Origin of the sequence: Sphingobium sp. B2D3A (genome assembly GCF_025961795.1) — a bacterium.
Taxonomy (GTDB): Bacteria; Pseudomonadota; Alphaproteobacteria; order Sphingomonadales; family Sphingomonadaceae; genus Sphingobium.
The window spans coordinates 249,810-273,019 of record NZ_JAOQOI010000001.1; the positions used below are offsets into that span (position 1 = coordinate 249,810).

The window sequence follows — 23,210 nt, forward strand, 5'->3', positions numbered from 1 at the left end:
GCCCCCCTACCGTCGCGCCTCGAAGACCGACGCGCGGCGGGGCGTGAGCAGCTTTACCGGCGCGCCCAGTTCTCGCTCAAGCATGGCGAGCATCCACTGGCGGTGGCGCGCGAGATAATCCGCGAAACCGTCCGGCTTGGCCGGGTCGAATGTCGGCACCGCCCAATCGAGCGAGGGGGCCTTATAGTCAGCTTTCATCAGGCCGACCTCGTCGCGGGGCGGATCGACATGAGCGCCGAGATAGTCGTTGCCCGTGAAGCGAATGAACTGAGCCGGCGAGAAGCCGGCCGAGATCAGATAATCCGGCCCCTGGCGGCCGACCTCGCTGCCATAACGCGCCGTGCCCGCCACCGCGAAGCGATTGTTGCGGAAGCGCACGTCGCTCGCCCAGCCCTGCCACTCGGTGGCGACCACCATTTGGACGTCCTTGCCCTTCGCGACGTGGATCACATTCTTCTCGATCAAGGCGTCCGAAATCGTGCCTGACAGTTGGAAGATTCGCGTCCCGTCATTCTGGCTGACATTGTGACGCACCACGGTGCCACGATTGCCGATATTGTCCTTGTCATTGGCTTTGGGCGAGCAGATCAGCAGAAAGCCGCCGGCATTATCGTGGCTGTAATTGTACGCGATGGTCGTCCGGCGCGAGTTGAAGTCGGAATCGAAGCCCTGACCGTCATAGCGCGTGCGGGTGTAGGCAGCTTCATTGAGCTGGATGAGGCTGTGATCCGTGCTCCACTGCCAGATCCCGGCGCTGTATCCGGGCGCCCGGCCGGCGGCATAGCGAACGATATTGTGCTCGATCAGCGCGCCATCGGTGCCACGCGGCACGATGCCATCCCCGCCGATGTCCTCCAGATAATTGTCCCGGATCACGATGTCATAGCTTGGATACCAGCGCGCGGCAGTGACCTGATCGCTGATGCCGGCAATGCCGGAGCGGTCCACCCGCCAGATGATGTTGCGCTCGATCGCGAGGTCGTCGAAGCGGGTCGGAAAGCGGGGGCCGAGCGCCTGAAAGACGATGCCGCCATTGTCCTTGCGATCATTCGTGCCGCGCACATCATGGATGTACATGTCGCTGATGCGGATGCCGCGGACGACGCCGACATTTTCGGCCGACACGAGCACGCCATAGCGGGAGCCGGCAGGCGGGCCGTCATTGGTCAGTTCAAGGCCGCTCACCGTCACATAGCTTGCGTTCAGGATCGCGACCGCATGGGGCGAGACGCCGCCCGCATCGATGCGTGGGCGCGCGCCCGAACCGGTTGCGACGACCACAATGGGCGCCCCTCTGCTGCCCGATTGGGTGATGGTGAGCGGTTCTTTCCACACCGACCCCGCCGCCAGCAGAACCCTGTCGTCCGGCTTGAGTTTCACGTTGCCCAACCGGGCGAGCGACCGAAACGGCTGCGTTGCAACCCGACCGTCGAAACGATCGTCCCCCGTGATCGCGTTCACATGATAGGTCTCTGCTCTGGCATGGGCAGCGGTGAGGCTGAGCGCCACCGCGATGAGCTTGAGGCCTCTGCCCGGGCGCATGAAACGCAGGGCCCGGCCTTGCAGGCCAGCGCCGCGATTGCTGAGGTCTGGCGAAGGCCGGTGAACGTGGACGGAGCGGAGGGTCGGAAGCAGTGTGCTGAACATAGTGCGGCAGAGGGCCTTGAAGATCGAACAGTCCTCGCTCTAGCGGCAAGGGCATGAATGTCGAATGACCTGCTGCTCTTCAGGGGACATCGCGCGCGGTTGACTGTTGCAACTGACATAAAACTGTCACAATGGGCGCCACGCGCTCTGCTGAGGGGACAAACAATCAAACAGATTGCGGCACTACCCTATCGGGCTGAAGGCGATGCGCTGGATGCACCGATCCGGATTCTGCTCATCACCTCGCGCGAGACGAAGCGCTGGGTGATTCCCAAGGGCAATGGATCGGCGGGCAAGCTCCCGCATCAGGCGGCCGCGGCCGAAGCCGAGGAAGAAGCCGGCATCGTCGGGGCCGTCTGCCCGACGCCGTTGGGGACCTACCGCTACCGCAAAAGGCGGCGCAATGGCGCCAATTTGATGGTGGACGTCGAGGTGTTCCCGCTGGCGGTCAATCGGGAACTCACAGACTGGAAAGAGCAGCACGAGCGCGAGCGGCGGTGGTTCAGCCTCAGCGAGGCGGCCGATGCCGTCGACGAGCCGGATCTGAGCGATCTGATCCGATCCTTCGCAGCATCCGAGTTCAAGGCGGCGACACGGCGCCAATCGGTGATGGACACCGTTGCGCATACTTCAGGGATAAGCAGGATGTTTGGTTGGTTTCAGCGCCTTTTGCCCAAGCAGGGAAATTTCTTCGATCTGTTCGAAGCGCATGTCCAGACCGTGGTCGCCGGCGCCGACGCGCTGACCCGGCTGCTGCATGACGGGGACAGCCGCGATGACCATATTCGCGAGGTGATCGAGCGGGAAACCGATGCCGACGAGATCATCCGTGAGGTGCTTCACCTTGTCCGCAAGACGTTCCTCACGCCGTTCGACCGCAGCGCGATCATCAGCCTTGTGAGTTCGACCGACGATGCGATCGATGAGATGCAGTCGGCAGTGGCGGCCATCGACATCTATGACGTGCACGACTTCGATCAGGAAATGAAGGACATGGCGGCGATTATCGTCGACAGCACGCGCGTGCTGGCGGAAGCCATGCCGCTGCTGCGCAATGTCGCACAAAACGGCAAGCGCCTGCATGAACTGACCGAGCGGCTGGTGCGGATGGAAGGCCATGCCGACGCCATCCACAGCGAGGGGCTGAAGCAGGCCTATCGAAAGTTCCGGACGGCCGATCCCATGGCGTTCATCGTCCGGCGCGAGATCTACAAGCATCTGGAGCGGATCGTCGACGCGCTCGAGGATGTCGCGAATGCGATTGACGGCATCGTGATCGACCATAGCTGAGCGCACAGGGTCATGCACAACCTCGCTTTTCCGCTGCTGGTCGGCCTGATCGTCATCGCGCTCGCATTCGATTATCTCAACGGCTTGCACGATGCCGCCAACTCGATCGCGACCGTGGTGGCGACGCGCCTGCTCGGCCCGGTCGCGGCGGTGGTCTTCGCGGCCTTCTTCAATTTCGCGGCCTATTTTCTCATGCTGGCCTTCCCCAGCCTGCACAAGGTCGCCGAGACCATCGGCGCCGGCCTCGTCAGTCAGGATCTGATTACGCCGGCCGTCATCTTCGGCGCGCTGATCGGCGCCATGTTCTGGAATGTGGTGACGTGGCTCAAGGGCATTCCCTCCTCCAGCAGCCATGCCCTGATCGGCGGCCTCATCGGCGCGGGGATGGCCCATGCCGGCATCTCCGGCATCCAGTGGAGCGGCCTCAACAAGACGCTGATCGCCATCGTGCTCTCGCCCACGCTGGGCATGCTGCTCTCCATGCTGATCATGCTGGCGACGAGCTGGGTGTTCCGCCGGGCCACCGCTCGTGGCGCCGAGCATGCGTTTCGCTATCTGCACCTGTTGTCCTCGGCCGCCTATTCCGTCAGCCACGGCCTCAATGACGCGCAGAAGACCATGGGCATCATCACGGTGCTGCTCTATTCGACCGGCTATCTCACCGGCGAATTCGCGGTGCCGCACTGGGTGGCGATTGCCTGCTATATCGCGATCGCGCTGGGCACGCTGACGGGCGGCTGGAAGATCATCGAGACGATGGGCTCGCGGATCACCAAGCTCTCGCAGCACCAGGGATTCAGCGCCTCGCTTGGCGGCTCGATCATGGTGTTCACGGCCTCGCTGATGGGCATCCCCGTCTCGACCACCCACACGATTACCGGCTGCGTGATCGGGGCGGGCACCGCGCGACGGGCCTCCGCCGTGCGGTGGGGCGTGGCGCAGAGCGTCATGATCGCCTGGATCATCACCATCCCGGCGTCAGCGGTCGTCGGCGCAGCCTTCTATTTTCTGGCCCGGCTGTTCTGATCTTGCGGCCGTCGAGAGGGACTAGCCAAACACCGACGTTGCGGCCAGCTTGGCGGCTGGCACAGTGGCGCCTCTATGCCGGTATCGGCGCGGCTTCGTCCGCCGCACGCTCCATGCCCCTGCGCGCCCCTCCGATGGGCGCAACAAAAATCGCTTAACATATGTAAAGACAGGGAACAGTGCGCGTTGCCGTTGGTTAATCAGGCGAAGATTTCCTTTGACCTGAGGTAGATATGAGCCAATCGAATGCCCGGCATGCGACTTCTGCGGCGCTGGCTCTTGTCTTGGCAGGCGGTCGGGGCAGTCGCCTTCATGATCTGACCAGCGCGCTCGCCAAACCTGCTCTGCCGGTCGGCGATGTGGGCAGGCTCATCGATTTCACGCTGGCGAATGTCGCCAATTCCGGCATCCCCCGCGCATTGGTGCTCACCCAATATGAGCCCGACGCGCTGCATCGCCATTTGAACCAGACATGGCAGCGCTTTGGCGGCATCGAGCTAGACGTGCTCGACGGCAATGAATGCGGCCCCTTCAACGGAACGGCGGACGCGGTCGTCAAGATCAGCGACCAGATCGACCAGGAAGCGCCGGATCATGTCGTGGTCCTCGCGGGCGATCACCTTTACCAGATGGACTACCGGCCGTTCATCGAACGCCACATGCTGAGCAACGCGAAAGTGACGGTCGGCGCGGTGCACGTCCCGCTGGCCGACGCCGACCAATTCGGCGTCATGACGGCTGGCGCGGATGGCCTGATCACCGATTTCGCGGAGAAGCCGGCCTTGCCTGCGGAAGCGCCGGACCGTCCTGGTCATGCCTTTGCATCGATGGGCATCTATGTCTTCACCTGGCAGCTGCTGCGGCAGGTGCTGGCTGAACTGGCTCCGCTCCATGAGGATCTGGATTTCGGCAAGCATGTCCTGCCCCGGCTGGTGGCCGAGCGAGGCGCCTATGTCTACGCGCTGCCCGGGCGTGGGCAGGCCGCGCCCCTGTGGCGCGATCTCGGCACGGTGGATGCCTATCATGGCATTCATGCCGATATCGCCAGCGGCCGGGTCGCGCTCGATCCCTCTTGGCCGGTTGCCGGGCGGCGCGCCATTGGCCTGCCGGTGCGGTCGGCCCCGGTTTCCGACCGTCCGGCCTGGCCGGGCCATATGATCGGCCAGGGTGCCAGCGTCGGCGAGCGAGCCCAGCTTCGCAACGTCGTGGTGATGCCCGGCGCGCGCGTCGGCTCGGATGTGCACATCGACAATGCGATCGTGACCGGCGATGCCGTCATTCCCGACGGCTTCGATCTCTCCGCAGCGCTCAGGCAATGCGGCGAGGGCTGCCTTGTCTCGGAAGGCGGCATTCGCCTCCTGTCCGCGCAGGCGATGAGCCGGCTCGCCGGGGCGAAACGATCCGCCAAGCCCCATTATGCCTCGGCAGATGAGAGCCCCCGGAGAATGCTGGCGCCCGGACTTTGACCCAGGCAGACGATATCGGCCTGGAGCCAGACGCGACGCCTCTGGCCTTCGCAAAGCCGGACAGGCTGCACCATGAACTGGGCGCCGAATATACCGGCGAGGGCGTTCATTTTGCGATCTTTTCCGAGAATGCCGAGGCCATCGAACTCTCGCTCTTCTCGGACGATGGGGAAGAAGAGGTTCAACGGCTCGAACTGCCGCGACGCGAAGGCTCGATCCACTCGGGCTTTCTCCCCGGCCTCAAGCCCGGTCAACTCTATGGCTATCGCGCGCATGGCTCCTATGAGCCCGAGCAGGGCCATCGCTTCAACCCCAACAAGCTGCTGCTCGACCCTTATGCGCGGGAAGTGTCCGGCACGCTCAAATGGGACGATGCGCTGTGGGGCTATGATCTCCTGAGTGGCGACGATCTGACGTTCGACACGCGGGATTCGGCTCCGTTCATGGTCAAGAGCGTGGTGCAGAACCCCGATTTCGATTGGGAAGGGGACGCGGCGCTGCGTCTCCCATGGACCGAGACGATCATCTACGAAGCGCATGTGCGCGGCCTCACCATGACGCACCCCGATGTGCCCGAGGAGCTGCGCGGCACTTATGCCGGCATGGTGTGCGAGCCGATCCTCGACCATCTCCGCAAGCTCGGCGTCTCCGCCATCGAGCTGTTGCCCTGCCAGTTCTTCCTCGATGATCGCAGCCTGCTGGAACGCGGGCTCTCCAATTATTGGGGCTATCAGACGCTCGGCTATTTCGCCCCGGAAACCCGCTTCCTCCAGCAGGGCGAGGGCGTCCCCGGTGCCATTCGCCAGTTCAAGGAGATGGTGAAGCGCTTCCACCGGGTCGGCATCGAAGTGATCATGGATGTGGTCTACAACCACACCGCCGAAGGATCGGAACGCGGCCCGACGCTCTGCTTCCGGGGCCTCGACAATGCGGCTTATTATGTCCTGTCGCCGGACCATCCGCGATACTCGTTCGACCAGACCGGCACGGGGAACACGCTCTCTGTGGCGCACCCCATGGTGCTGCGGATGGTGCTCGATTCACTGCGCTACTGGGTGCAGGTCATGCATGTCGACGGGTTCCGCTTCGATCTCGCCTCGACGCTGGGACGGCAGGCGGCGGGGTTCGATCGGGAAGGGACATTCTTCGGCGCGATCCGGCAGGACCCCATCCTTGCGGGTGTAAAGTTGATCGCCGAGCCTTGGGACGTGGGGGAAGGCGGCTATCAGGTCGGCGGCTTCCCGGCGCCGTTCCGCGAATGGAACGACAAGTTCCGCGATACCGTGCGCGGGTTCTGGCGGGGGGATGGCGGCCTGGTCGGCGATCTGGCGGGGAGCCTGCTGGGCTCACCCGAGCAGTTCAACCATTCGGACCGGAGCCCCACCTCCTCGGTGAATTTCCTCGCCGCTCATGATGGCTTCACGCTGATGGACTGCGTGTCCTTCAACGACAAGCATAACGAGGCCAATGGCGAGAATGGCGCGGACGGCCATGATCATAATCTGTCCGCCAATATGGGCGTCGAAGGCGCGACGGACGACGCCGATATCCGCGCGGCACGCATCCAGCGCCGCCGGAACATGATCGCGACGATGCTGCTCAGCCAAGGCGTGCCGATGATCCTGAGCGGGGACGAAATCGGCAACAGCCAGCAGGGCAATAACAACGTCTATTGTCAGGACAATGAGACGGCCTGGATCACCTGGCCCGAGCGCGACGATGCGTTTCTCGATTTCGTGCAGCGGATGGTCCGCTTCCGCCTCGATCATCCGGTCCTTGCGCAGGAGACATTCCTGCTCGGCGATGCGGGGGACGATGGGCGAACGGAAGTCGCCTGGTATCAGCCCGACGGGCGCGAGATGGACGAGGCGGTGTGGGCGGAAACGGAATTGCGCGTCCTTGGTCTGTTCATCGACCACTCCGCGCGAGCGGCCTTCCTTGATGATGAGAATATCGGTGCGCTCTTCATCATCGTGAACGCAGGCGACGCGCTCGACTTCACCCTGCCCCACCCCAATGGCATCGCGCACTGGACGCGCGTCCTGGATACCGCCAGCGCCGATCCCTTCAGCGAAGAGCCGTGCGAGGGCGATGTCCTCGCCATCCCGGCCAACAGCGTGTGCGTCTACGCGCCGACCGCACAATGACCGGCCACCATTTCCGCAAAGGCTGGGGCGCAGAGCCCGAGGAAGACGGGCAATGGCGTTTCTCGCTCTGGTCGCCGGATCGCGAAGCAGTGGCAGTCGAGATCGACGGCGTATCGACGGCCTTGGCGCGGGGTGACCATGGCTGGTTCTCCGGCACCGCTGCGGCTCAACCTGGAGCCTCCTACGGCTTTCGCATCGGGGACAGGCTCTATCCCGACCCGGCAGCGCGGGCACAGATGGGCGATGTTCACGACCCCTCGCGCCTGGTCGACCCTCGCGCCTTCCAATGGTCCGCCGACTGGGCGGGTCTCCCCTGGCATCAGGCGGTCATCTATGAGCTTCATGTCGGGACCTTCACGCCCGAGGGCACATTTGCCGCCGCGCAAAGCGCGTTGCCGCGCCTGAAAAGCCTCGGCGTGACGGTCGTCGAGCTGATGCCGGTCGCCCAGTTCGAGGGCACGCGCGGCTGGGGATATGATGGTGTGCTGCTCTATGCGCCCCATCCTTGCTATGGCGGTGCGGACGGCCTCAAGCAGTTCGTGGATGCGGCGCACAAGCTCGGCATCGCGGTAATGCTCGACGTGGTGTACAACCATTTCGGCCCCTCGGGGAATTATCTGCCCGTCTGGTGCCCGTCCTTCTTCCACGCCTCGGCCCGCACGCCCTGGGGGGATGGCATCGCCTTCGATGTGCCCGCCGTTCGCGCTTTCTTCCTCGACAACGCATTGTTCTGGCTGGAGGAATATCAGCTCGACGGGCTGCGCCTGGACGCCGTTCACGCCATTGCCAACCAGACCACCGAGGACTTCCTAGAAGATTTGGGCAAGGCTGTTCGCGCGCGCGACTGGGGACGCCCGATCCACCTGGTGACCGAGGATGAACGCAATCTCGTCGACTATCTCGAGCCGGATGCGCCCTTCAATGCCAGCTGGAACGATGACTGGCACCACGCGATCCACTGCCTGCTGACCGGGGAAGACGAGAGTTATTATGCCCCCTTCGCCGTCGATCCGCTGGCGGACATCGAGCTAGCGCTGCGCGATGGATATGTCGAGCAGGGGCAGAAGCGGCCCCCGCATGAGCATTTGCGCGGCGAGCCATCCGCCCTGCTGCCCCGGACGGCGTTCATCAATTTCCTGGGCAATCACGATCAGGTCGGCAATCGCGCGCAGGGCGAGCGGTTGCATCATCTGGTGGCGGACCGCGCCGCGCTGCGAGTGGTGACGGCCCTGACGCTGCTGACGCCCTTCACGCCGATGCTGTTCATGGGCGATGAGTTTCTCACCGAAGCGCCGTTCCTGTTCTTCACGGATTTCACGGGCGATCTGGCTGAAGCGGTGCGCACGGGCCGGGCACGGGAGTTCGAGAAGTTCACATCCTTCGCCGGTACCGTGCCGGACCCCAATGACCCGCAAACGGCCGCCCGCTCGATGATCGGCCACGCGGCCAACGATGCGCAGCGCGAGCATGAAGCCTTTGTGCGCGATCTTCTCGCGCTGCGGGCGTTCCATATCACGCCGCTCCTTGCACAGACGGAACGGCCCAAGGCAGTCGTCCTGCGCGAAGGCGCGGCGTTCGATGCGCGGTGGGAATTTACCACTGCGGCCCTGCACGTCCGCTTGCTGCTTGGCGGCGAGGATTTTTCAACACCCACTGACCCCTTCTTCGTGGAGGCTGCGCAAGGAAGCGGCTTCGCTTTCGCCGCCGCCGTTCGAAAGGACCAATGACCATGCGCCATCCCAGCGCCCCCGGCCTCGTCGCGACGTACAGGATCCAGCTGCGGAACGGCGTCGATCTGGAGGCGGTCCGCGCGCGCATTCCCTGGCTGCAGGCGCTGGGCATCAGCCATATCTACCTCTCGCCGCTGTTCAGCGCCGCGAAGGGTTCCACCCATGGCTATGACGTGACCGATCCCAATCGGGTCGATCCGGTGCTCGGCGGTGACGAGGCCTTTCGCGCGCTGAGCGACGCGGCGCGCGCCGCGGGGCTGGGCATCGTTCTGGATATCGTACCCAATCATATGGCGTTCACGCCGGAAAATCCCTTCATCGCCGACATCATGCGGCATGGGCAGGAGAGCCGCTTTGCGCCCCTGTTCGATATCGACTGGGACCGTGGCCCGCTGCAATTCCCGGTTCTGGACGGGACGCCGGCCGATCTTCTGGACGCGGCGCAGCTGGCCTTCTCGCTCATCGGCAATGATCCGACCCTGCGCGTCTACGACAAGCATTACCCCCTGCGCGCAACACCGCTGACGGAGCGGCTGGCGGGCGGAGAAGGCTTGAACGAAGGCCTGCTGGCGCAGTTGCTCGATGAACAGCATTGGCAGATCGGCCATTGGCAGGATGATGGCGGCGACATCGTCCACCGGCGCTTCTTCAACGTCACCGATCTGATCGGGGTGCGACAGGAAGACCCCGAGGTCTTCGAGTTCACCCATCGCTGGATTGTGGAGCAGGTTCGAGCCGGGCGCGTCCAGGGCGTCCGCGTCGACCATATCGACGGGCTGGCCCGCCCGCTCAGCTACCTCCGCCGGCTGCGCGAGGCGCTGGGCTTCATTCCCATCTGGGTGGAGAAAATCGTCAAGGAGGGCGAGCCGCTGGCGCCTGGCTGGCCGGTCGAGGGCATGAGCGGTTATGAATTCATGGCGCCCGTGACCCAATTGCTGACCCCGCCGGAAGGCCTGGATGCCTTGGCAGCCGCAGCGCGCGGGCATGTGCCAACGGACTACGCCCTTGAGGTGCGCGGCGTTCGCCGGACGATGCTGTACACCGTCTTCACCCCCGAGCTCGACCGGGTGACCGATGCGGCCATCATGGCGCTGGCCGGATCGCCCGTCGCAGCGCCGGAAGTGCGCGCGGCCATCGTGCAGCTTGCGATGCACTGGCCGGTCTATCGCTCCTACGCCGCCGACGTGATGCCGCCGGGCGACTTATGCGCGCAGGCTCTGGCCGGTGCGCGTGGCGATCCGCACCCGAGCGGGATGCTGGGGCCCGTGTTCAGTCTGCTGTCCGCCCCGGACGATCCGCTGGCGCGCGCCTTTGCTGCCCGGTTCGAGCAACTGACCGGCGCGCTCACCGCGAAGTCCGAGGAGGATACCGTCTTTTATCGGTCCATCGCCTATCTGCCATATTGCGAGGTGGGCGCCGCCCCAGACCTCCAGCCGATCGACCTTGAGCGCTTTGCCGCGCGCATGAACGAGCGTGCATCCGAGACCCCCTGCGCGCTCAATGCCCTCTCTACCCATGACACCAAGCGCTCGGCTGATGCCAGGGCCGCGATCATCGCCTTGGCCGCCTTTCCGGAGCTGGGCGCGCCCCTCTACGGGGAGGCACTCGCACGGGCACAGGATCGGGCATTACCGCCGCGCTGGGGCATCTATGCCATCCAATGCGCGCTGATGATGCTCGATCAGCCGGATGCCGCGCAACGCATTGCAGACCACATCGCCAAGGCCATGCGGGAGGCGAAGCTCGAATCCAGCTATGAGGAGCCGGCGCTTGAGATGGAAAACGGCGTGACCGAGCTTGCGCTGTCCCTGATGGCCTCGCTTGAAGACGGCGCGCTGTGGTCGGACGACGAGCGACAGGCGTTCCTGCAGACGTGGGAAGCGCTCATGCTGGCGCAGACCGCCCTGCAGATCACCGCGCCCGGGGTGCCGGACATCTACCAGGGCACGGAAATCGTCGCGATTGCCCTGACCGACCCGGACAATCGCCAAGCCGTGGACTGGGACGCGATCGCCTCCGGCCCAGCCGGGCGCGATGCCCGCAAGCTAAAGCTGACACAGGACCTGCTCGCGCGCCGCCGGGAGGATGCAGAACTGTTCGCTATGGGCAGCTATCGGCTGGAGCGAACCCCGGAGGGGCTACGCGTCACCCGGACATGGCAAAACCGCGCGGTCACCATCGACATTCCCCTGCCCGACCTGATCGCCGGCCCCGATGCGGCGGCGCGAGGCGCGCATGATCGACCCCACGAAACGCAAGGAACCCAATATGGACGATGACCAGTATCAGACGATCAGTAAGCGGGCCTATGAGCTGTGGGAAGCCGAAGGCCGACCCCATGGGCGTGACCGCGAGCATTGGGAGCAGGTGGAACAGGAAGTCCTGAGCCAGCAGCAACAGCAGGCTGCCACCCCTGCCGATGATGCTGACCTATCCCTGCCGCAGGAGCAGAGCGAAACGATGGCTGCCGCCAGTTCCCCGGCTTCGACGGCGCTGCCGGCCAAAAAGGCATCGGCAGCTGGCCGCGCGAAGAAAGCCAAAACGCCCTGAGGCCGGGCGCTGTGCCTGACGATGACATTCTAGCCCTGGCGCACGCGGCAGGGCTCGCGATCCATTGGAAGGATGCCGACGGCCTCGCGCATAGCGTGTCGCAGGACACGCTTCGAGCGGCCCTGCAGGCACTGGGCTATGCCGCCGAGACGGATGCGCAGCGGGCGCAGGCTTGGGCCAAACTGTCTGAAGAGGCCGCGCGGAATCCCGACTTTCTGAGTGCGGATGCCGGCCAGCCCGTCCCTCTGCCGGATCGTCTGGCGGCTGAAGCCTTTGCAGAGGTCACCTCTGAGGATGGCAGCGCAGGGCGTGTCGCCATCCACGATGGTCAACTGCCGGCCTTCAACGCAATCGGCTATCATCGGGTCGACATCGCAGGCCATGTCTTTACCTTGGCGGTGGCGCCGACCCGATGCTGCGAGCTCGCAGACCCGGCCATTTGGGGGCCGGCGATCCAGATCCCCTCGCTGCGCAGCGAGGGGATGTATGGCATCTTTGAGGACCTGCGCGTGGCTGGCCTCGGCTTTGCAGAGCAAGGCGCTGATCTGCTGGCGATCAGTCCAGTCCATGCGCTGGTGCCGGGTTCCGCTCGCCATTTCAGCCCCTATGCGCCGTCCAGCCGCACCTATCTCAACACCCTGCTGGCCGATGCGCCTGTTTCGCCGCCCGATCATGCCAATGATGAACTGATCGACTGGACCGCAGCCAGGGATGCGGCGCTTCTCAAGCAGCGCGCCACCTTCGCGGCACTCGACGAGGAGGCCCAGCGCGCCGTCTGGAACGACGCGCAATCCGATCCGGCCCTGATCCGCCACGCGCTGTTCGACGCGCTCTCCATCGAGTTTCGCGGCCGCCCGTGGCAGCGCTGGCCGGCCGCGTTTCAAAACCCGCAAAGCCCGGCCGTCGACCATTTCGCCCGGAGCCACTGGCAGGAGGTGGCGGTTCACATTCTGGCGCAGACCCAGACCGACCGAATGCTGGGCAAAGTGCAGGCCTCGGCGCGCCAGGCGGGGATGCGCATCGGCCTGGTCGCCGACCTCGCCGTCGGGGTCGATCCCGGCGGGAGCGACGTCTGGAGCGATCCGGATGGCTTTCTGCGCGGCCTGACCATCGGCGCCCCGCCCGATCCGCTTGGTCCCAACGGGCAGAATTGGGGCCTTACCACCTATTCGCCGCACGCCCTGCGCGCGCAGGGGTTCCGCCCGTGGATCCGGATGATCCGGGCGGCCCTGCGCCATGCCGGCGGCCTTCGCATCGATCACGCGTTCGGACTGCGCCGCTTGTGGGTCATCCCCGAGGGCGCGCCCAGCACGGAGGGCGTCTATCTCGACTATCCGTTCGCCGATCTGCTGCGGATCCTGGCCATCGAAAGTCATCGCAGTCAGGCGCTCATCATTGCCGAAGATCTTGGGACCGCGCCCGAGAGCTTCATGGAGGTCATGGCCGCGCGGGGCATATTGGGCATGAGCGTGCTGTGGTTCGAGCGGGACGCCCACGGCAAATTCGCCGCCGCCTCGGCCTATCGCCCGCACAGCGTCGCGATGACCGGCACCCACGACACGCCCACCGTCGCCGGCTGGTGGCGCGCGCGCGATCTGGAATGGCGGCAGAGCCTGCAGCCCGAGACGCCCGCAGACCATGACCGGCGCGCGGAGGAGCGTGAGCATCTGTGGAACCTGCTGGCCGGCGCACCCGAGGCGCTTGCCAGCGTCTCGACCGACAGCGTGGTCGATGCAGCTCTCGCCCACATCGCCCAGGCGCCGACTCCGGTGAAGATCATCTCGATCGAGGATCTGCTGGGCCTTGAGGAGCAGCCCAACCTCCCCGGCACGCTCGACGAGCACCCCAATTGGCGCCGCCGCCTGCCCGCCCCGGTCGACGCCCTGCTCCGACGACCGGAGGTCGCGCGCCGCACGAAGATGCTGCGCGATCTTTGCGGGCGCAAGGCGGACACGTCCGTCGATGCCCCCATGTCGACCTGATGAAATTCGGGGATAGCGACCCCATATAGGACTTATCGCAGACACAGATGCGGGAGCAGGCGAGCATGGCCAATGGCTGGGCGCCCGACGGCGCCGTTCAGGATCAAATCGACGACAGCGTGAAAGACGCTCTGGCAACCGCCCGGGCCCGGATGCCATCGGGCCCCGGCACCCTGGCGTGCGAGGAATGCGGCGAGGAAATCCCCGAGGCGCGCAGAAAGGCGCTGCCTGGCGCGCGGACCTGCGTCGCCTGCCAGTCGGCACGCGACAGGCGCCCGTCGTTTTCCGCCATCAACCGACGCGGCAGCAAGGACAGCCAGTTGCGGTGAGGCCGCCTGCATGACGATGCTCGACCTGTTCGATACGCCCCTTGTGCCCGGCCTGAACGCACGCGCCGACATCATCGATGGCCGGGAGGAAGCCGCGCTGATCGAGCGGATCGACGCACTGGGCCTGGCGCCTTTCCGGTTCCAGCAGTGGACCGGCAAGCGCCTCACCCACTCCTTTGGATGGCGCTACGATTTCGAGACCGGCAGCTTCGGGACGACCGACCCCATACCCGACTGGCTGCTCCCGCTCAGAGCCCGCGCCGCCCGCTTCGCGGGGCTCGCTGCTGACGATCTCGTCCAGTCGCTGCTGACCCGCTATGACGCGGGGGCCGGCATCGGCTGGCACAGGGATCGGCCGGTGTTCGAGCATGTCGTAGGCATCTCGCTCGGCAGCGATGCGGTGCTGCGGCTGCGCCGGCGCCATTCGGGCGGCTTCGAACGCGCGAAGCTCGAACTGGCCCCGCGGTCGGTCTACCATCTGTCCGGCGAGGTCCGCCACGACTGGGAACACAGCATCGCGCCGATGACCCAGCCGCGCTGGTCGATCACCTTCCGCAGCCTATCCGACAAAGGGCGTAGGGGCTGAGCCAGCCTCCCAAAGCTAATGCAGGTCAACGCGCGTCGCTCTCCCAGCCGCCGCCCAGCACCTGATACAGAGTGACCAGGGCGTTGAGCTGATCGGAGCGCAGTTGCACCAGCGCGAGGTCGGCGGAGAGCAGGGCGCGCTGTGCATCGAGTTCTTCAAGATAGCTGCTGTAGCCCGCACGATAGCGATTGGTCGCATGACGCAATGCGTCGGCAATGGCTGCCCTCTGCGCCTCGGCGCTCGCGCGCTGCTGGCGGAGGCTGGCGACATTGCCCAGCGCATTCTCCACCTCACCGAACGCGGTCAGGGCCGTCTTGCGATAGGCAAGGGCGGCCTGATCGCGGCGGGCGGCGGCCGTTTCCACGCCGGCGCGCAAGCGCCCGCCCTCGAACAAGGGCGCCAGCACGCTGCCGCCGACGGACCAGATCGTCACCGGGTTCGCCAACGCGCTGCTGAAGATCGCGCCCGCCGCAGCAGACAGGCGAAGGCTCGGCAGGAACTGCTTGCGCGCGGCTGACAGGGTGGAATCCGATGCGGCCAGAGCGAACTCTGCCTGCGCGATGTCGGGACGGCGGCGCAGCAACTCGGACGGCAGCCCCTGATCGGGCACGGGCGGCGCGACGAGGGCGTCGAGCGATCCGCCGCGCTGGATCACGCCCGGCCCATCCCCGGTCAATAGGCGCAGAGCATTCTCCTGCCGCAGGATCGCCAGATCGACCTGCGGGAGGATGATGGCTGCGGCCTGATATTCCGCCTCGGCCTGGCGCAACTCCAGCTGGGAGGTGTAGCCGGCCTCGGCGCGGGAGCGGGCGATGCGAAGGCTTTCGGCCCGTGCCGTGATCGTCCGGCGGACGACGTCGCGACGCGCATCGAGGGCCAGCAGCGTGATGTAGCCCGATGCCGTGGCCGCGCCGACCGAAAGCGCCGTCGCATCACGGGCGGCCTGACTGGCCAACCAGGCCGATCTCGCCGCCGATGTCTGATCGTCGATCCTGCCGAACAGATCGATCTCATAAGCCACCTGCAGCGCAGGCTGGGCGCTGGTGCCCTCTGTCGCCTGGCCGAACGGGTTGAGCGATCGGCCGTGGGAGCCGGCGGCGGTCGCATCCAGCGTGGGGAAAAGCTGCGCGCGCGCCAGCCGCTCCTGCGCCCGCGCTTCGCGGACCCGCGCGGTGGCGATAGCAATGTCGACATTGTTGGCGATCGCGGTCTCGACCAGTTGGGCCAGCGCGGGATCATTGAACGCCCGCCACCAGCCGGCATTGACCGCTCCCTCTCCCGCCACGGCGTTTTGCCAGCCGGCAGGCGGCGTGACCGCAGCCGACGGGGGCAGCGGCGTCGGTGGCGCCATACAACCGGAGAGGCACACGACGCCCAGCAATGCGATGGCCGACCGCATCACCTGTGCCCTGCCGTATCGACCCTGGCCTGGACGGACATGCCCGGCCTCAGCCGTGCATAGAGCGGGTCCTTGGCATCCGGCGCGATCCGCACCGTGATCCGCTGGGGCACCTTCACGAAATTGCCGGTGGCATTGTCGGATCGGATCACCTGAAACTCATTGCCGGCGGCGGGCGCCAGCCGCTCGACTCTGCCGTGTATCACGGCCCCGTCGATCGCATCGACCCGCAGCCGCACGCTCTGGCCCGGCGCCATATGCGCCGTCTGTGCTTCCTTGAAGTTCGCCGCCACCCAGACGAAGGGCGGCACGAGGAATGTCAGCTGCGAGCCGGCCGTGACATATTGCCCCAGCCGCACGCCCACCTCGCCCAGCCGCCCATCCTGCGGGGCGCGAATGATCGTGTTGGCGAGATCGATCTCCGCGAGGCGCAGCGCCGCTTGCGCCGCATCGACATTGGCGCGCAGGCCACCGCGCCCGACCGTCACCGTGCGGACCTGCTCGCTCGCCACCTGCTGCTGCGCCTGCGCCTGCAGCACGGCCGCTTCCGCCTGCCGCAACGCCGCCAGAGTCTGGTCCCGCTCGCGCAGGGAGACGGAGCCCTGGCTGACGAGATCATTCACCCGGCGCATATCGGCCTGCGCGCGGGCCAGTTGCGCCTTGGCGTTGGCCACGCTGGCGGCTTGCCCCGCAAGCTGAGCCTGGCTGGACGCTTCGCTCTGGCTGCTGTTGGAAAGGTTAGCGCGCTGCGTGGCGAGTTGGGCCTGCGCCTGCGCCACTCTCTGGCGATAGATCCGGTCGTCGATCCGCGCGAGGACCTGCCCCTTGCGGACCTGCTCATAATCCTGAACCTGCACCTCCACTACATAGCCGTTCACCTGTGGCGCAATGACCGTGGTCTGGCCGCGCACATAGGCATTGTCCGTCGTCTGAACATCCGACGAGAAGGGCGGCAGGCCCCAGGCGTAAAGCACGATGAGAATGCCGACGACGATGAACAGGACGGCCAGCAGCGTCACCCTTCGGCCGGCTTGCGGGGGCGCCCAGCCGCGCTTCGGCGCGCTGGCCACGGGGGTGGTATCATTGGGCACTTCCACCGGATCTTCCAGACGGTCGGTCCGGTTCGATGGGCGCGGATGTTCGGCGGAGGTGTCACTCATGATTGGGCCCTGGTCCTCATTGCCGCCAAGGCCGCAAGCTCTTCGGCCAGGGGGGTAATGCCTTTGCGACGATAATAGATCCACCGCGCGCCAAGGTACACAAAGGCGAGCGTCGCCAGCGCACCGACCAGCATGAACACATCGTTGAACGCCAGGATATTGGCTTCCCGCGCTACCTGCTGGGAGAGGAGGATGCTGCCCTCCGCCTGACGCAAGGCCGGATCGCCCAGCGTCCGCGCATAGGCGCCGCCGAGCTGCTGGATGCGCTGCGCCACTTGCGGATCGGTGCCCACGAGCGACTGGACGAGCATTTCGGAATGGAAGCGCTCGCGAATGATCTGGAAGCTGCCCAACAGGGCCGCCCCGCCGATGCCGCCCAATTGCTGCGAAATGCCGAATACGGCCGAAAAGCTGACGATATGACTCGGCCCCTTGGCGAGCGCCTGCAGGATGCCCGCCATGAGCGTTGGCCCCATGAAATAGATCGCAGCGAAGGAAATCATCGCCTGCGTCACATAAAGCTGCGCCGGGCGCGTGAGATTGCTGGACTGGGTGTCGAAGAACGCGGCGAGGGCGATGAGTGCACAGGAGATGATCACAGGTTTAAGCAGGTCCGTCGGCTTGAGCGTTTTCAGGCTCACCGCCAGCCCGAATATGGTCGCCAGCGTGACCACCGTGTAGAAACCGATCAGCTGGTCCTGCCCCATGCCGAGCACGGTCAGCAGGCCGCTGGCGCCGACATTCTGCTCGCCGAGCAACACGCGCATGCTGGCGGCGATGACGGCGAACCGGATGATCGCCGCGCTGCCCATCCAGCGCGTGTTGAGCAGCGGATTGGCGCGGTTGTGCTCCACGATCACCGCTGCGCCGATCAGCAGGATCGCGCCCGCCAGCGCAAAGCCCAGCCACTGGGTCGACCACCAGACGATGCGGCCCTGCACGAGCACGGCGGAGAGCAGGGCTATGCCGGGGGCGAACAAGGCGAAGGTCAGGAAATCCAGCGGCTCAAAGGCGTCGATGCGCTCGCTTGGCGGCAGGCGCAGCAGCCACACCCCGGCGAGGCAGAGCAATGTGAGGCCGAACTCGAACAGGTACAGGTTCTGCACATCGCCATGGATGAGCAATGCCGGGGAAATCACCCGGGCGAGCGGGGTCGCGATCTGCGAGACGCCGACGCCCAACACCAGCCCGCCCAGCCGCGCCTCCGCCTTCATCGATTGCATGATGTAGAACAGCGCCATCGTCGAAAGCCCGCTCGCAACGATGCCGCTGCCCGCGCGCACAAAGAGTTCCAGACCATAGCTGTGCACGAAGAGTTGCAGCGTGTTGAGGACGAGAAAGCCGATCAGCACGATCCGCACAAAGCGCTGGATGCCGAATTGCTGGCGGAACTTGATGAGCAGCAGGCTCATGCAGACATTGGTCATCGTATAGGCGGCGGTCAGCCAGCCGGCCTCCACGCTGGTCAGCCCGAGCGCCCCCTGGATCTGGGGCAGGTTCGCCATCAGCAGCCCGTTGATGAAGCCACCCGTGAGGCCGAGCAGCACGCCGATCAGCAAATATCCCAGACGGCGCCGGCCTGGATGGTAGGGCGTCGCCGGAGACCCCGGCATCATCGGCCGCTCGTGCGGCTCGAACTGATATTCCGACTCTTCAGACCGTCTGCTCAACCACGGGCCTTTCCATGCCTGCCTCTATCCTCGGACGGATATCTGAAGACTGCAATGCAAAGTGTTCAGCGCGCGGATCGTTCCAGGGTCGGCGGTCTGTCGGCCAGTCCAGCGCGCTGCGGGGCCCAGACCTGCGCGATTCATATGCAAATACTATGCGGATCGCCTTTCCTGTCTCTCGAATTCAAATGCGGCTCTGCCTTATTTGACCTGCGGCACATGATTCGGCGCCGCATCTCCTGCGGTCTCCGACGTCGTGCAGGAGAACGATCATGCAGGATATGCTCTGGTTGGGGCTCACCCTCGGCTTGCTGGCCACAACGCTCGGTTACGCAGCGCTGTGCGACAAGGCGTAGGGAGGCGGCCATGACTATCGACCATTGGCTGGCCGCTGCGACCGCGGTCGGCCTGCTCTTCTATCTGGTGGCCGTGCTCGCACGCCCCGAACGCTTCTGATCGGGGAGCGACATCATGACAGTTCAGGGATGGACACTGATTCTCGCCTTTGTCGGCATATTGCTGGCACTGGCCAAACCCGTCGGCCTGTGGCTCTTCGCGCTCTATGAAGGGCGGCGGACGCCGCTCCATGGCCTGCTCGGGCCACTGGAGCGCGGCTTCTACCGGCTGGCGGGCATCGACCCGCAGGAAGAGCAGAGCTGGCGCCGCTATGCCGTGCACATGCTCCTGTTCAACACGGCGCTGCTGGTCTTCACTTATACGATCCTGCGCTTGCAGGGCGGCTTGCCCCTCAATCCGCTGGGGCATCCGGGCGTTAGCGAGCCGCTCGCCTTCAACACGGCGATCAGCTTTGCGACCAACACCAACTGGCAAAATTATGGCGGCGAGACGACCATGTCGACCCTCAGCCAGATGCTGGGCCTGACGATCCACAATTTCCTGTCGGCAGCGACCGGGATCGCGCTGGCCTTTGCGCTGTTCCGCGGATTCGCGCGGCGGGAGGCCCAAGGGATCGGCAATTTCTGGGCCGATGTGACGCGGGTGACGCTCTATCTGCTGCTGCCGCTCTGCTGCGTCATCGCGCTCTTCTATATCGCGAGCGGCGTGCCGCAAACGATGGCGGGGTCGGTCGATGTAACGACGCTGGAAGGTGCGAGGCAGACACTCGCGCTGGGGCCGGTCGCCTCGCAGGAAGCGATCAAGATGCTCGGCACCAATGGCGGCGGCTTCTTCAACACCAATTCCGCGCATCCGTTCGAGAACCCGACGGCGCTCGTCAACTTCGTCCAGATGGTCTCGATCTTCGTGATCGGGGTGGGCCTCACCTATACCTTCGGCAAGGCTGTCGGGAACAGTCGCCAGGGCTGGGCAATCCTTGCCGCCATGATGCTGCTCTTCCTGGCCGGAACGACGATCACCTACTGGCAGGAGGCAGCGGGCAACCCCATCCTGCACAGCCTCGGCATCGCCGGCGGCAATATGGAGGGCAAGGAAGTCCGCTTCGGCATCGCCGCCTCCGCGCTCTTTTCCGTCGTCACAACGGCGGCCTCCTGCGGCGCGGTCAATGCGATGCACGACAGCTACACCGCCCTTGGTGGCCTGATCCCGCTCTTCAACATGCAATTGGGTGAGGTGGTCGTCGGCGGCGTCGGCGCCGGCATCTATGGCTTTTTGCTGTTCGCGATCCTCGCGGTGTTCGTCGCAGGCCTGATGGTCGGGCGAACCCCGGAATATGTCGGCAAGAAGATCGAGGCTCGCGAGGTCAAGCTCGCCGTTCTCGCCATCGCGGTGTTGCCGCTCATGATCCTGGGCTTCACGGCCATCGCCTCGGTCACCGAGGCCGGGCTGGCCGGCCCGCTCAACAAGGGACCGCACGGCTTTTCCGAGATACTCTACGCCTTCACCAGCGCGGTGGCGAACAACGGATCGGCCTTTGCCGGCCTCTCGGCCAACACGCCTTTCTACAATGGCATGCTGGGCGTCGCCATCTGGGTCGGCCGCTTCTTCGTCATCGTGCCCATGCTGGCGATTGCCGGCGGGCTAGCGGCGAAGACCTACACGCCGGAGACGGCGGGCAGCTTTCCGACCACCGGGCCGCTTTGGACCGGCCTGCTGGTGGGAATCGTGCTGATCGTCGGCGGTCTCACCTTCTTGCCCAGCCTCGCCCTTGGTCCCATCGCCGATCATCTTGCGATGATCCGTGGCCAGCTTTTCTGATTGGAGCCCCTCCATGGCACGCCAAGCGTCCCCATCGCTCTTCACGGCCGACCTGATCGTCCCGGCGATCACGGACTCGGTCCGCAAACTGAACCCGCGCCAACTCATCCGCAATCCGGTGATGTTCACGACCGCCATCGTGGCGGTGCTCCTGACGGTGCTGCTCATCGTCGGTCAGGATGGCCTTGCCGCCAGCTTCAAGCTCCAGCTCGTCATCTGGCTGTGGCTGACCGTCCTGTTCGGCACCTTTGCCGAAGCGCTGGCCGAAGGTCGCGGCAAGGCGCAGGCGGCGTCCCTGCGGGCGACCAAGGCGGACCTCACCGCCCGCCGCCTGAAGAACGGCCAGGAGCCCGAGACCGTGCCGGCCAGCGCGCTGCGGGTCGGCGACACCGTGCTGGTCGGGACCGGCGATCTCATTCCATCGGATGGCGAGGTCGTCGCGGGCGTCGCCTCGGTCAACGAGGCCGCGATCACCGGCGAGTCCGCGCCGGTCATCCGGGAGGCGGGCGGAGACCGGTCGGCGGTGACGGCGGGCACGCGGGTCATCTCGGACGAAATCCAGGTGCGCGTCACCGTCAATCCCGGCCAGGGATTTCTCGACCGCATGATCGCGCTGGTGGAAGGCGCAGAACGGCAGAAGACGCCCAACGAAGTCGCCCTGACGCTGCTGCTGGTCGGCCTCACCATCATCTTCCTGATCGCGGTCGGCACCATTCCCAGTTTCGCCAGCTATGCCGGCGGCGCAATCCCGGTGTCGATCCTCGCGGCCCTTCTCATCACGCTCATTCCGACGACCATCGCCGCTTTGCTCTCGGCCATCGGCATCGCCGGCATGGACCGCCTCGTTCGCTTCAATGTGCTGGCCAAGTCCGGCCGGGCTGTTGAGGCGGCCGGCGATATCGACGTGTTGCTGCTCGACAAGACCGGCACGATCACCGTCGGCGACCGGCAGGCGACGTCATTCCGGCCGGTCGGCGGGGCGACGCCGGCCCAGTTGGCCGAAGCCGCCCTGCTGGCCAGTCTGGCCGATGAGACGCCGGAAGGCCGCTCGATCGTGGCGCTTGCGCGCGAGAATTTCGGTCAGGCAGCCCAAGCCCTGCCGGCTGATGCACAGGTGATCCCCTTCACCGCGCAAACCCGGATTTCCGGCGTGGTCACGGGCGGCACCACGGTCATCAAGGGCGCTGTCGATGCGGTCCTGAATGCCATGGCAGGCCCGGACAAAAGCGCCGCGGCGGCGGAACTGCGGCGCATCACCGACGAGATTGCCCGCGCCGGCGGCACGCCGCTGGCGGTCGCCAAGGATGGCCAGCTTCTGGGGGCGATCTTCCTCAAGGATGTCGTCAAGGCGGGCATCCGCGAGCGTTTCGGCGAACTGCGCAATATGGGCATCCGCACGGTGATGATTACCGGCGATAATCCGCTGACCGCCGCGTCGATCGCCGCCGAGGCTGGTGTCGACGATTTCCTGGCTCAGGCGACACCGGAGGACAAGCTGGCGCTGATCCGCAAGGAGCAGCAGGGTGGCCGCCTCGTCGCCATGTGCGGTGACGGCACCAACGATGCGCCCGCCCTGGCGCAGGCCGATGTCGGCGTCGCCATGAACACCGGCACGCAGGCGGCGCGCGAGGCAGGCAACATGGTCGATCTCGACAGCGACCCCACCAAGCTGATCGAGATCGTCGGCCTCGGCAAGCAGCTGCTGATGACCCGGGGGGCGCTCACCACTTTCTCCGTCGCCAATGATGTCGCCAAATATTTCGCGATCATCCCGGCCATGTTCGTGGTGCTTTATCCGGGGCTGGGCGTGCTCAACGTCATGGGCCTCGCGACGCCGCAGAGCGCCATCCTGTCAGCGATCATCTTCAACGCCCTCATCATCCCGCTGCTGGTGCCCCTCGCGCTCAAGGGGGTGACCTACAAGCCGATCGGCGCCGGTCCGCTGCTGGCGCGCAATCTCGCCATCTACGGCCTGGGCGGCCTGATCGCGCCCTTCGCCGGCATCAAGCTCATCGACCTGGCCGTCAACGGCCTTGGCCTCGCCTGAGGAACA

General features: G+C 65.6%; 17 protein-coding genes. 13 read left to right on the plus strand and 4 right to left on the minus strand.

Annotated features, from left to right (window positions below; genetic code table 11):
* Positions 1-6: 6 nt before the first annotated feature.
* Complete coding sequence (locus M2337_RS01125; protein ID WP_264571351.1) at positions 7-1,542, minus strand: right-handed parallel beta-helix repeat-containing protein; 1,536 nt, start codon at positions 1,540-1,542, stop codon at positions 7-9.
* Positions 1,543-1,812: 270 nt separating this feature from the next.
* Here M2337_RS01125 and M2337_RS01130 point away from each other — a divergent pair, with 270 nt between their 5' ends.
* From M2337_RS01130 to M2337_RS01175, 10 genes are all read left to right on the plus strand, one after another.
* Positions 1,813-2,937, plus strand: a complete 1,125-nt coding sequence (locus M2337_RS01130) for a DUF47 family protein (protein ID WP_264572309.1) — start codon at positions 1,813-1,815, stop codon at positions 2,935-2,937.
* 12 nt (positions 2,938-2,949) lie between these two features.
* Positions 2,950-3,963 carry an inorganic phosphate transporter gene (locus M2337_RS01135; protein ID WP_181560695.1) on the plus strand — a complete coding sequence of 338 codons (1,014 nt, stop codon included), beginning with the start codon at positions 2,950-2,952 and terminating at the stop codon, positions 3,961-3,963.
* A 233-nt stretch (positions 3,964-4,196) separates the two neighbouring features.
* Entirely contained in the window at positions 4,197-5,429 is a 1,233-nt protein-coding gene (locus M2337_RS01140) for a glucose-1-phosphate adenylyltransferase family protein (protein WP_264571352.1), read from the plus strand.
* Positions 5,426-7,576, plus strand: a complete 2,151-nt coding sequence (gene glgX, locus M2337_RS01145) for a glycogen debranching protein GlgX (RefSeq protein WP_264571353.1) — start codon at positions 5,426-5,428, stop codon at positions 7,574-7,576. Before M2337_RS01140 ends, glgX begins: the two co-directional genes overlap by 4 nt.
* The gene (treZ, locus tag M2337_RS01150; RefSeq protein ID WP_264571354.1) at positions 7,573-9,303 is read left to right on the plus strand and encodes a malto-oligosyltrehalose trehalohydrolase; all 1,731 of its coding nucleotides are present in this window, start codon (positions 7,573-7,575) and stop codon (positions 9,301-9,303) included. Before glgX ends, treZ begins: the two co-directional genes overlap by 4 nt.
* Positions 9,304-9,305: 2 nt before the next feature.
* Positions 9,306-11,585, plus strand: coding sequence for a malto-oligosyltrehalose synthase (gene treY, locus M2337_RS01155; protein ID WP_264571355.1), 2,280 nt, complete (start codon positions 9,306-9,308; stop codon positions 11,583-11,585).
* Positions 11,575-11,856 carry a DUF2934 domain-containing protein gene (locus M2337_RS01160; protein ID WP_264571356.1) on the plus strand — a complete coding sequence of 94 codons (282 nt, stop codon included), beginning with the start codon at positions 11,575-11,577 and terminating at the stop codon, positions 11,854-11,856. The genes treY and M2337_RS01160 overlap by 11 nt, the downstream gene beginning before the upstream one ends.
* 11 nt (positions 11,857-11,867) lie before the next feature.
* Entirely contained in the window at positions 11,868-13,838 is a 1,971-nt protein-coding gene (malQ, locus tag M2337_RS01165; RefSeq protein WP_264571357.1) for a 4-alpha-glucanotransferase, read from the plus strand.
* A gap of 65 nt (positions 13,839-13,903) precedes the next feature.
* Positions 13,904-14,167, plus strand: a complete 264-nt coding sequence (locus M2337_RS01170; protein ID WP_264571358.1) for a DksA/TraR family C4-type zinc finger protein — start codon at positions 13,904-13,906, stop codon at positions 14,165-14,167.
* A 16-nt stretch (positions 14,168-14,183) separates the two neighbouring features.
* Positions 14,184-14,753: an alpha-ketoglutarate-dependent dioxygenase AlkB gene (locus tag M2337_RS01175; protein WP_181561528.1), complete on the plus strand. Its 570-nt coding sequence runs from the start codon at positions 14,184-14,186 to the stop codon at positions 14,751-14,753.
* A 25-nt stretch (positions 14,754-14,778) separates the two neighbouring features.
* On the opposite strand, the gene M2337_RS01180 is transcribed toward M2337_RS01175, so the two are convergent.
* Genes M2337_RS01180 through M2337_RS01190 form a run of 3 tightly spaced genes read right to left on the minus strand, consistent with a single transcriptional unit; the run spans position 14,779 to position 18,982 of the window.
* Positions 14,779-16,152, minus strand: coding sequence for an efflux transporter outer membrane subunit (locus M2337_RS01180; protein WP_264571359.1), 1,374 nt, complete (start codon positions 16,150-16,152; stop codon positions 14,779-14,781).
* Complete coding sequence (locus tag M2337_RS01185; protein WP_264571360.1) at positions 16,152-17,312, minus strand: HlyD family secretion protein; 1,161 nt, start codon at positions 17,310-17,312, stop codon at positions 16,152-16,154. Before M2337_RS01185 ends, M2337_RS01180 begins: the two co-directional genes overlap by 1 nt.
* Positions 17,309-18,982, minus strand: a complete 1,674-nt coding sequence (locus tag M2337_RS01190; protein ID WP_264571361.1) for an MFS transporter — start codon at positions 18,980-18,982, stop codon at positions 17,309-17,311. The genes M2337_RS01185 and M2337_RS01190 overlap by 4 nt, the downstream gene beginning before the upstream one ends.
* 366 nt (positions 18,983-19,348) lie before the next feature.
* On the opposite strand from M2337_RS01190, the gene M2337_RS01195 reads away from it, so the two are divergent.
* Genes M2337_RS01195 through kdpB form a run of 3 tightly spaced genes read left to right on the plus strand, consistent with a single transcriptional unit; the run spans position 19,349 to position 23,204 of the window.
* Positions 19,349-19,438, plus strand: coding sequence for a potassium-transporting ATPase subunit F (locus M2337_RS01195; RefSeq protein ID WP_181560703.1), 90 nt, complete (start codon positions 19,349-19,351; stop codon positions 19,436-19,438).
* 15 nt (positions 19,439-19,453) lie between these two features.
* A complete protein-coding gene (gene kdpA, locus M2337_RS01200) occupies positions 19,454-21,157 on the plus strand; it encodes a potassium-transporting ATPase subunit KdpA (RefSeq protein ID WP_264571362.1) in 1,704 nt (567 codons plus the stop codon).
* Positions 21,158-21,170: 13 nt separating this feature from the next.
* On the plus strand, positions 21,171-23,204 hold the full coding sequence (gene kdpB / locus M2337_RS01205; protein WP_264571363.1) for a potassium-transporting ATPase subunit KdpB: 2,034 nt from the start codon (positions 21,171-21,173) through the stop codon (positions 23,202-23,204).
* Positions 23,205-23,210: the final 6 nt, after the last annotated feature.

Coding starts and splice junctions, on each gene's coding strand:
- M2337_RS01125 (WP_264571351.1), bottom strand. CDS start 1,542: ATGCGCCCGGGCAGAGGCCTCAAGCTCATCGCGGTGGCGCTCAGCCTC.
- M2337_RS01135 (WP_181560695.1), top strand. CDS start 2,950: ATGCACAACCTCGCTTTTCCGCTGCTGGTCGGCCTGATCGTCATCGCG.
- M2337_RS01140 (WP_264571352.1), top strand. CDS start 4,197: ATGAGCCAATCGAATGCCCGGCATGCGACTTCTGCGGCGCTGGCTCTT.
- treZ (WP_264571354.1), top strand. CDS start 7,573: ATGACCGGCCACCATTTCCGCAAAGGCTGGGGCGCAGAGCCCGAGGAA.
- treY (WP_264571355.1), top strand. CDS start 9,306: ATGCGCCATCCCAGCGCCCCCGGCCTCGTCGCGACGTACAGGATCCAG.
- M2337_RS01160 (WP_264571356.1), top strand. CDS start 11,575: ATGGACGATGACCAGTATCAGACGATCAGTAAGCGGGCCTATGAGCTG.
- M2337_RS01170 (WP_264571358.1), top strand. CDS start 13,904: ATGGCCAATGGCTGGGCGCCCGACGGCGCCGTTCAGGATCAAATCGAC.
- M2337_RS01175 (WP_181561528.1), top strand. CDS start 14,184: ATGCTCGACCTGTTCGATACGCCCCTTGTGCCCGGCCTGAACGCACGC.
- M2337_RS01180 (WP_264571359.1), bottom strand. CDS start 16,152: ATGCGGTCGGCCATCGCATTGCTGGGCGTCGTGTGCCTCTCCGGTTGT.
- M2337_RS01185 (WP_264571360.1), bottom strand. CDS start 17,312: ATGAGTGACACCTCCGCCGAACATCCGCGCCCATCGAACCGGACCGAC.
- M2337_RS01195 (WP_181560703.1), top strand. CDS start 19,349: ATGACTATCGACCATTGGCTGGCCGCTGCGACCGCGGTCGGCCTGCTC.
- kdpA (WP_264571362.1), top strand. CDS start 19,454: ATGACAGTTCAGGGATGGACACTGATTCTCGCCTTTGTCGGCATATTG.
- kdpB (WP_264571363.1), top strand. CDS start 21,171: ATGGCACGCCAAGCGTCCCCATCGCTCTTCACGGCCGACCTGATCGTC.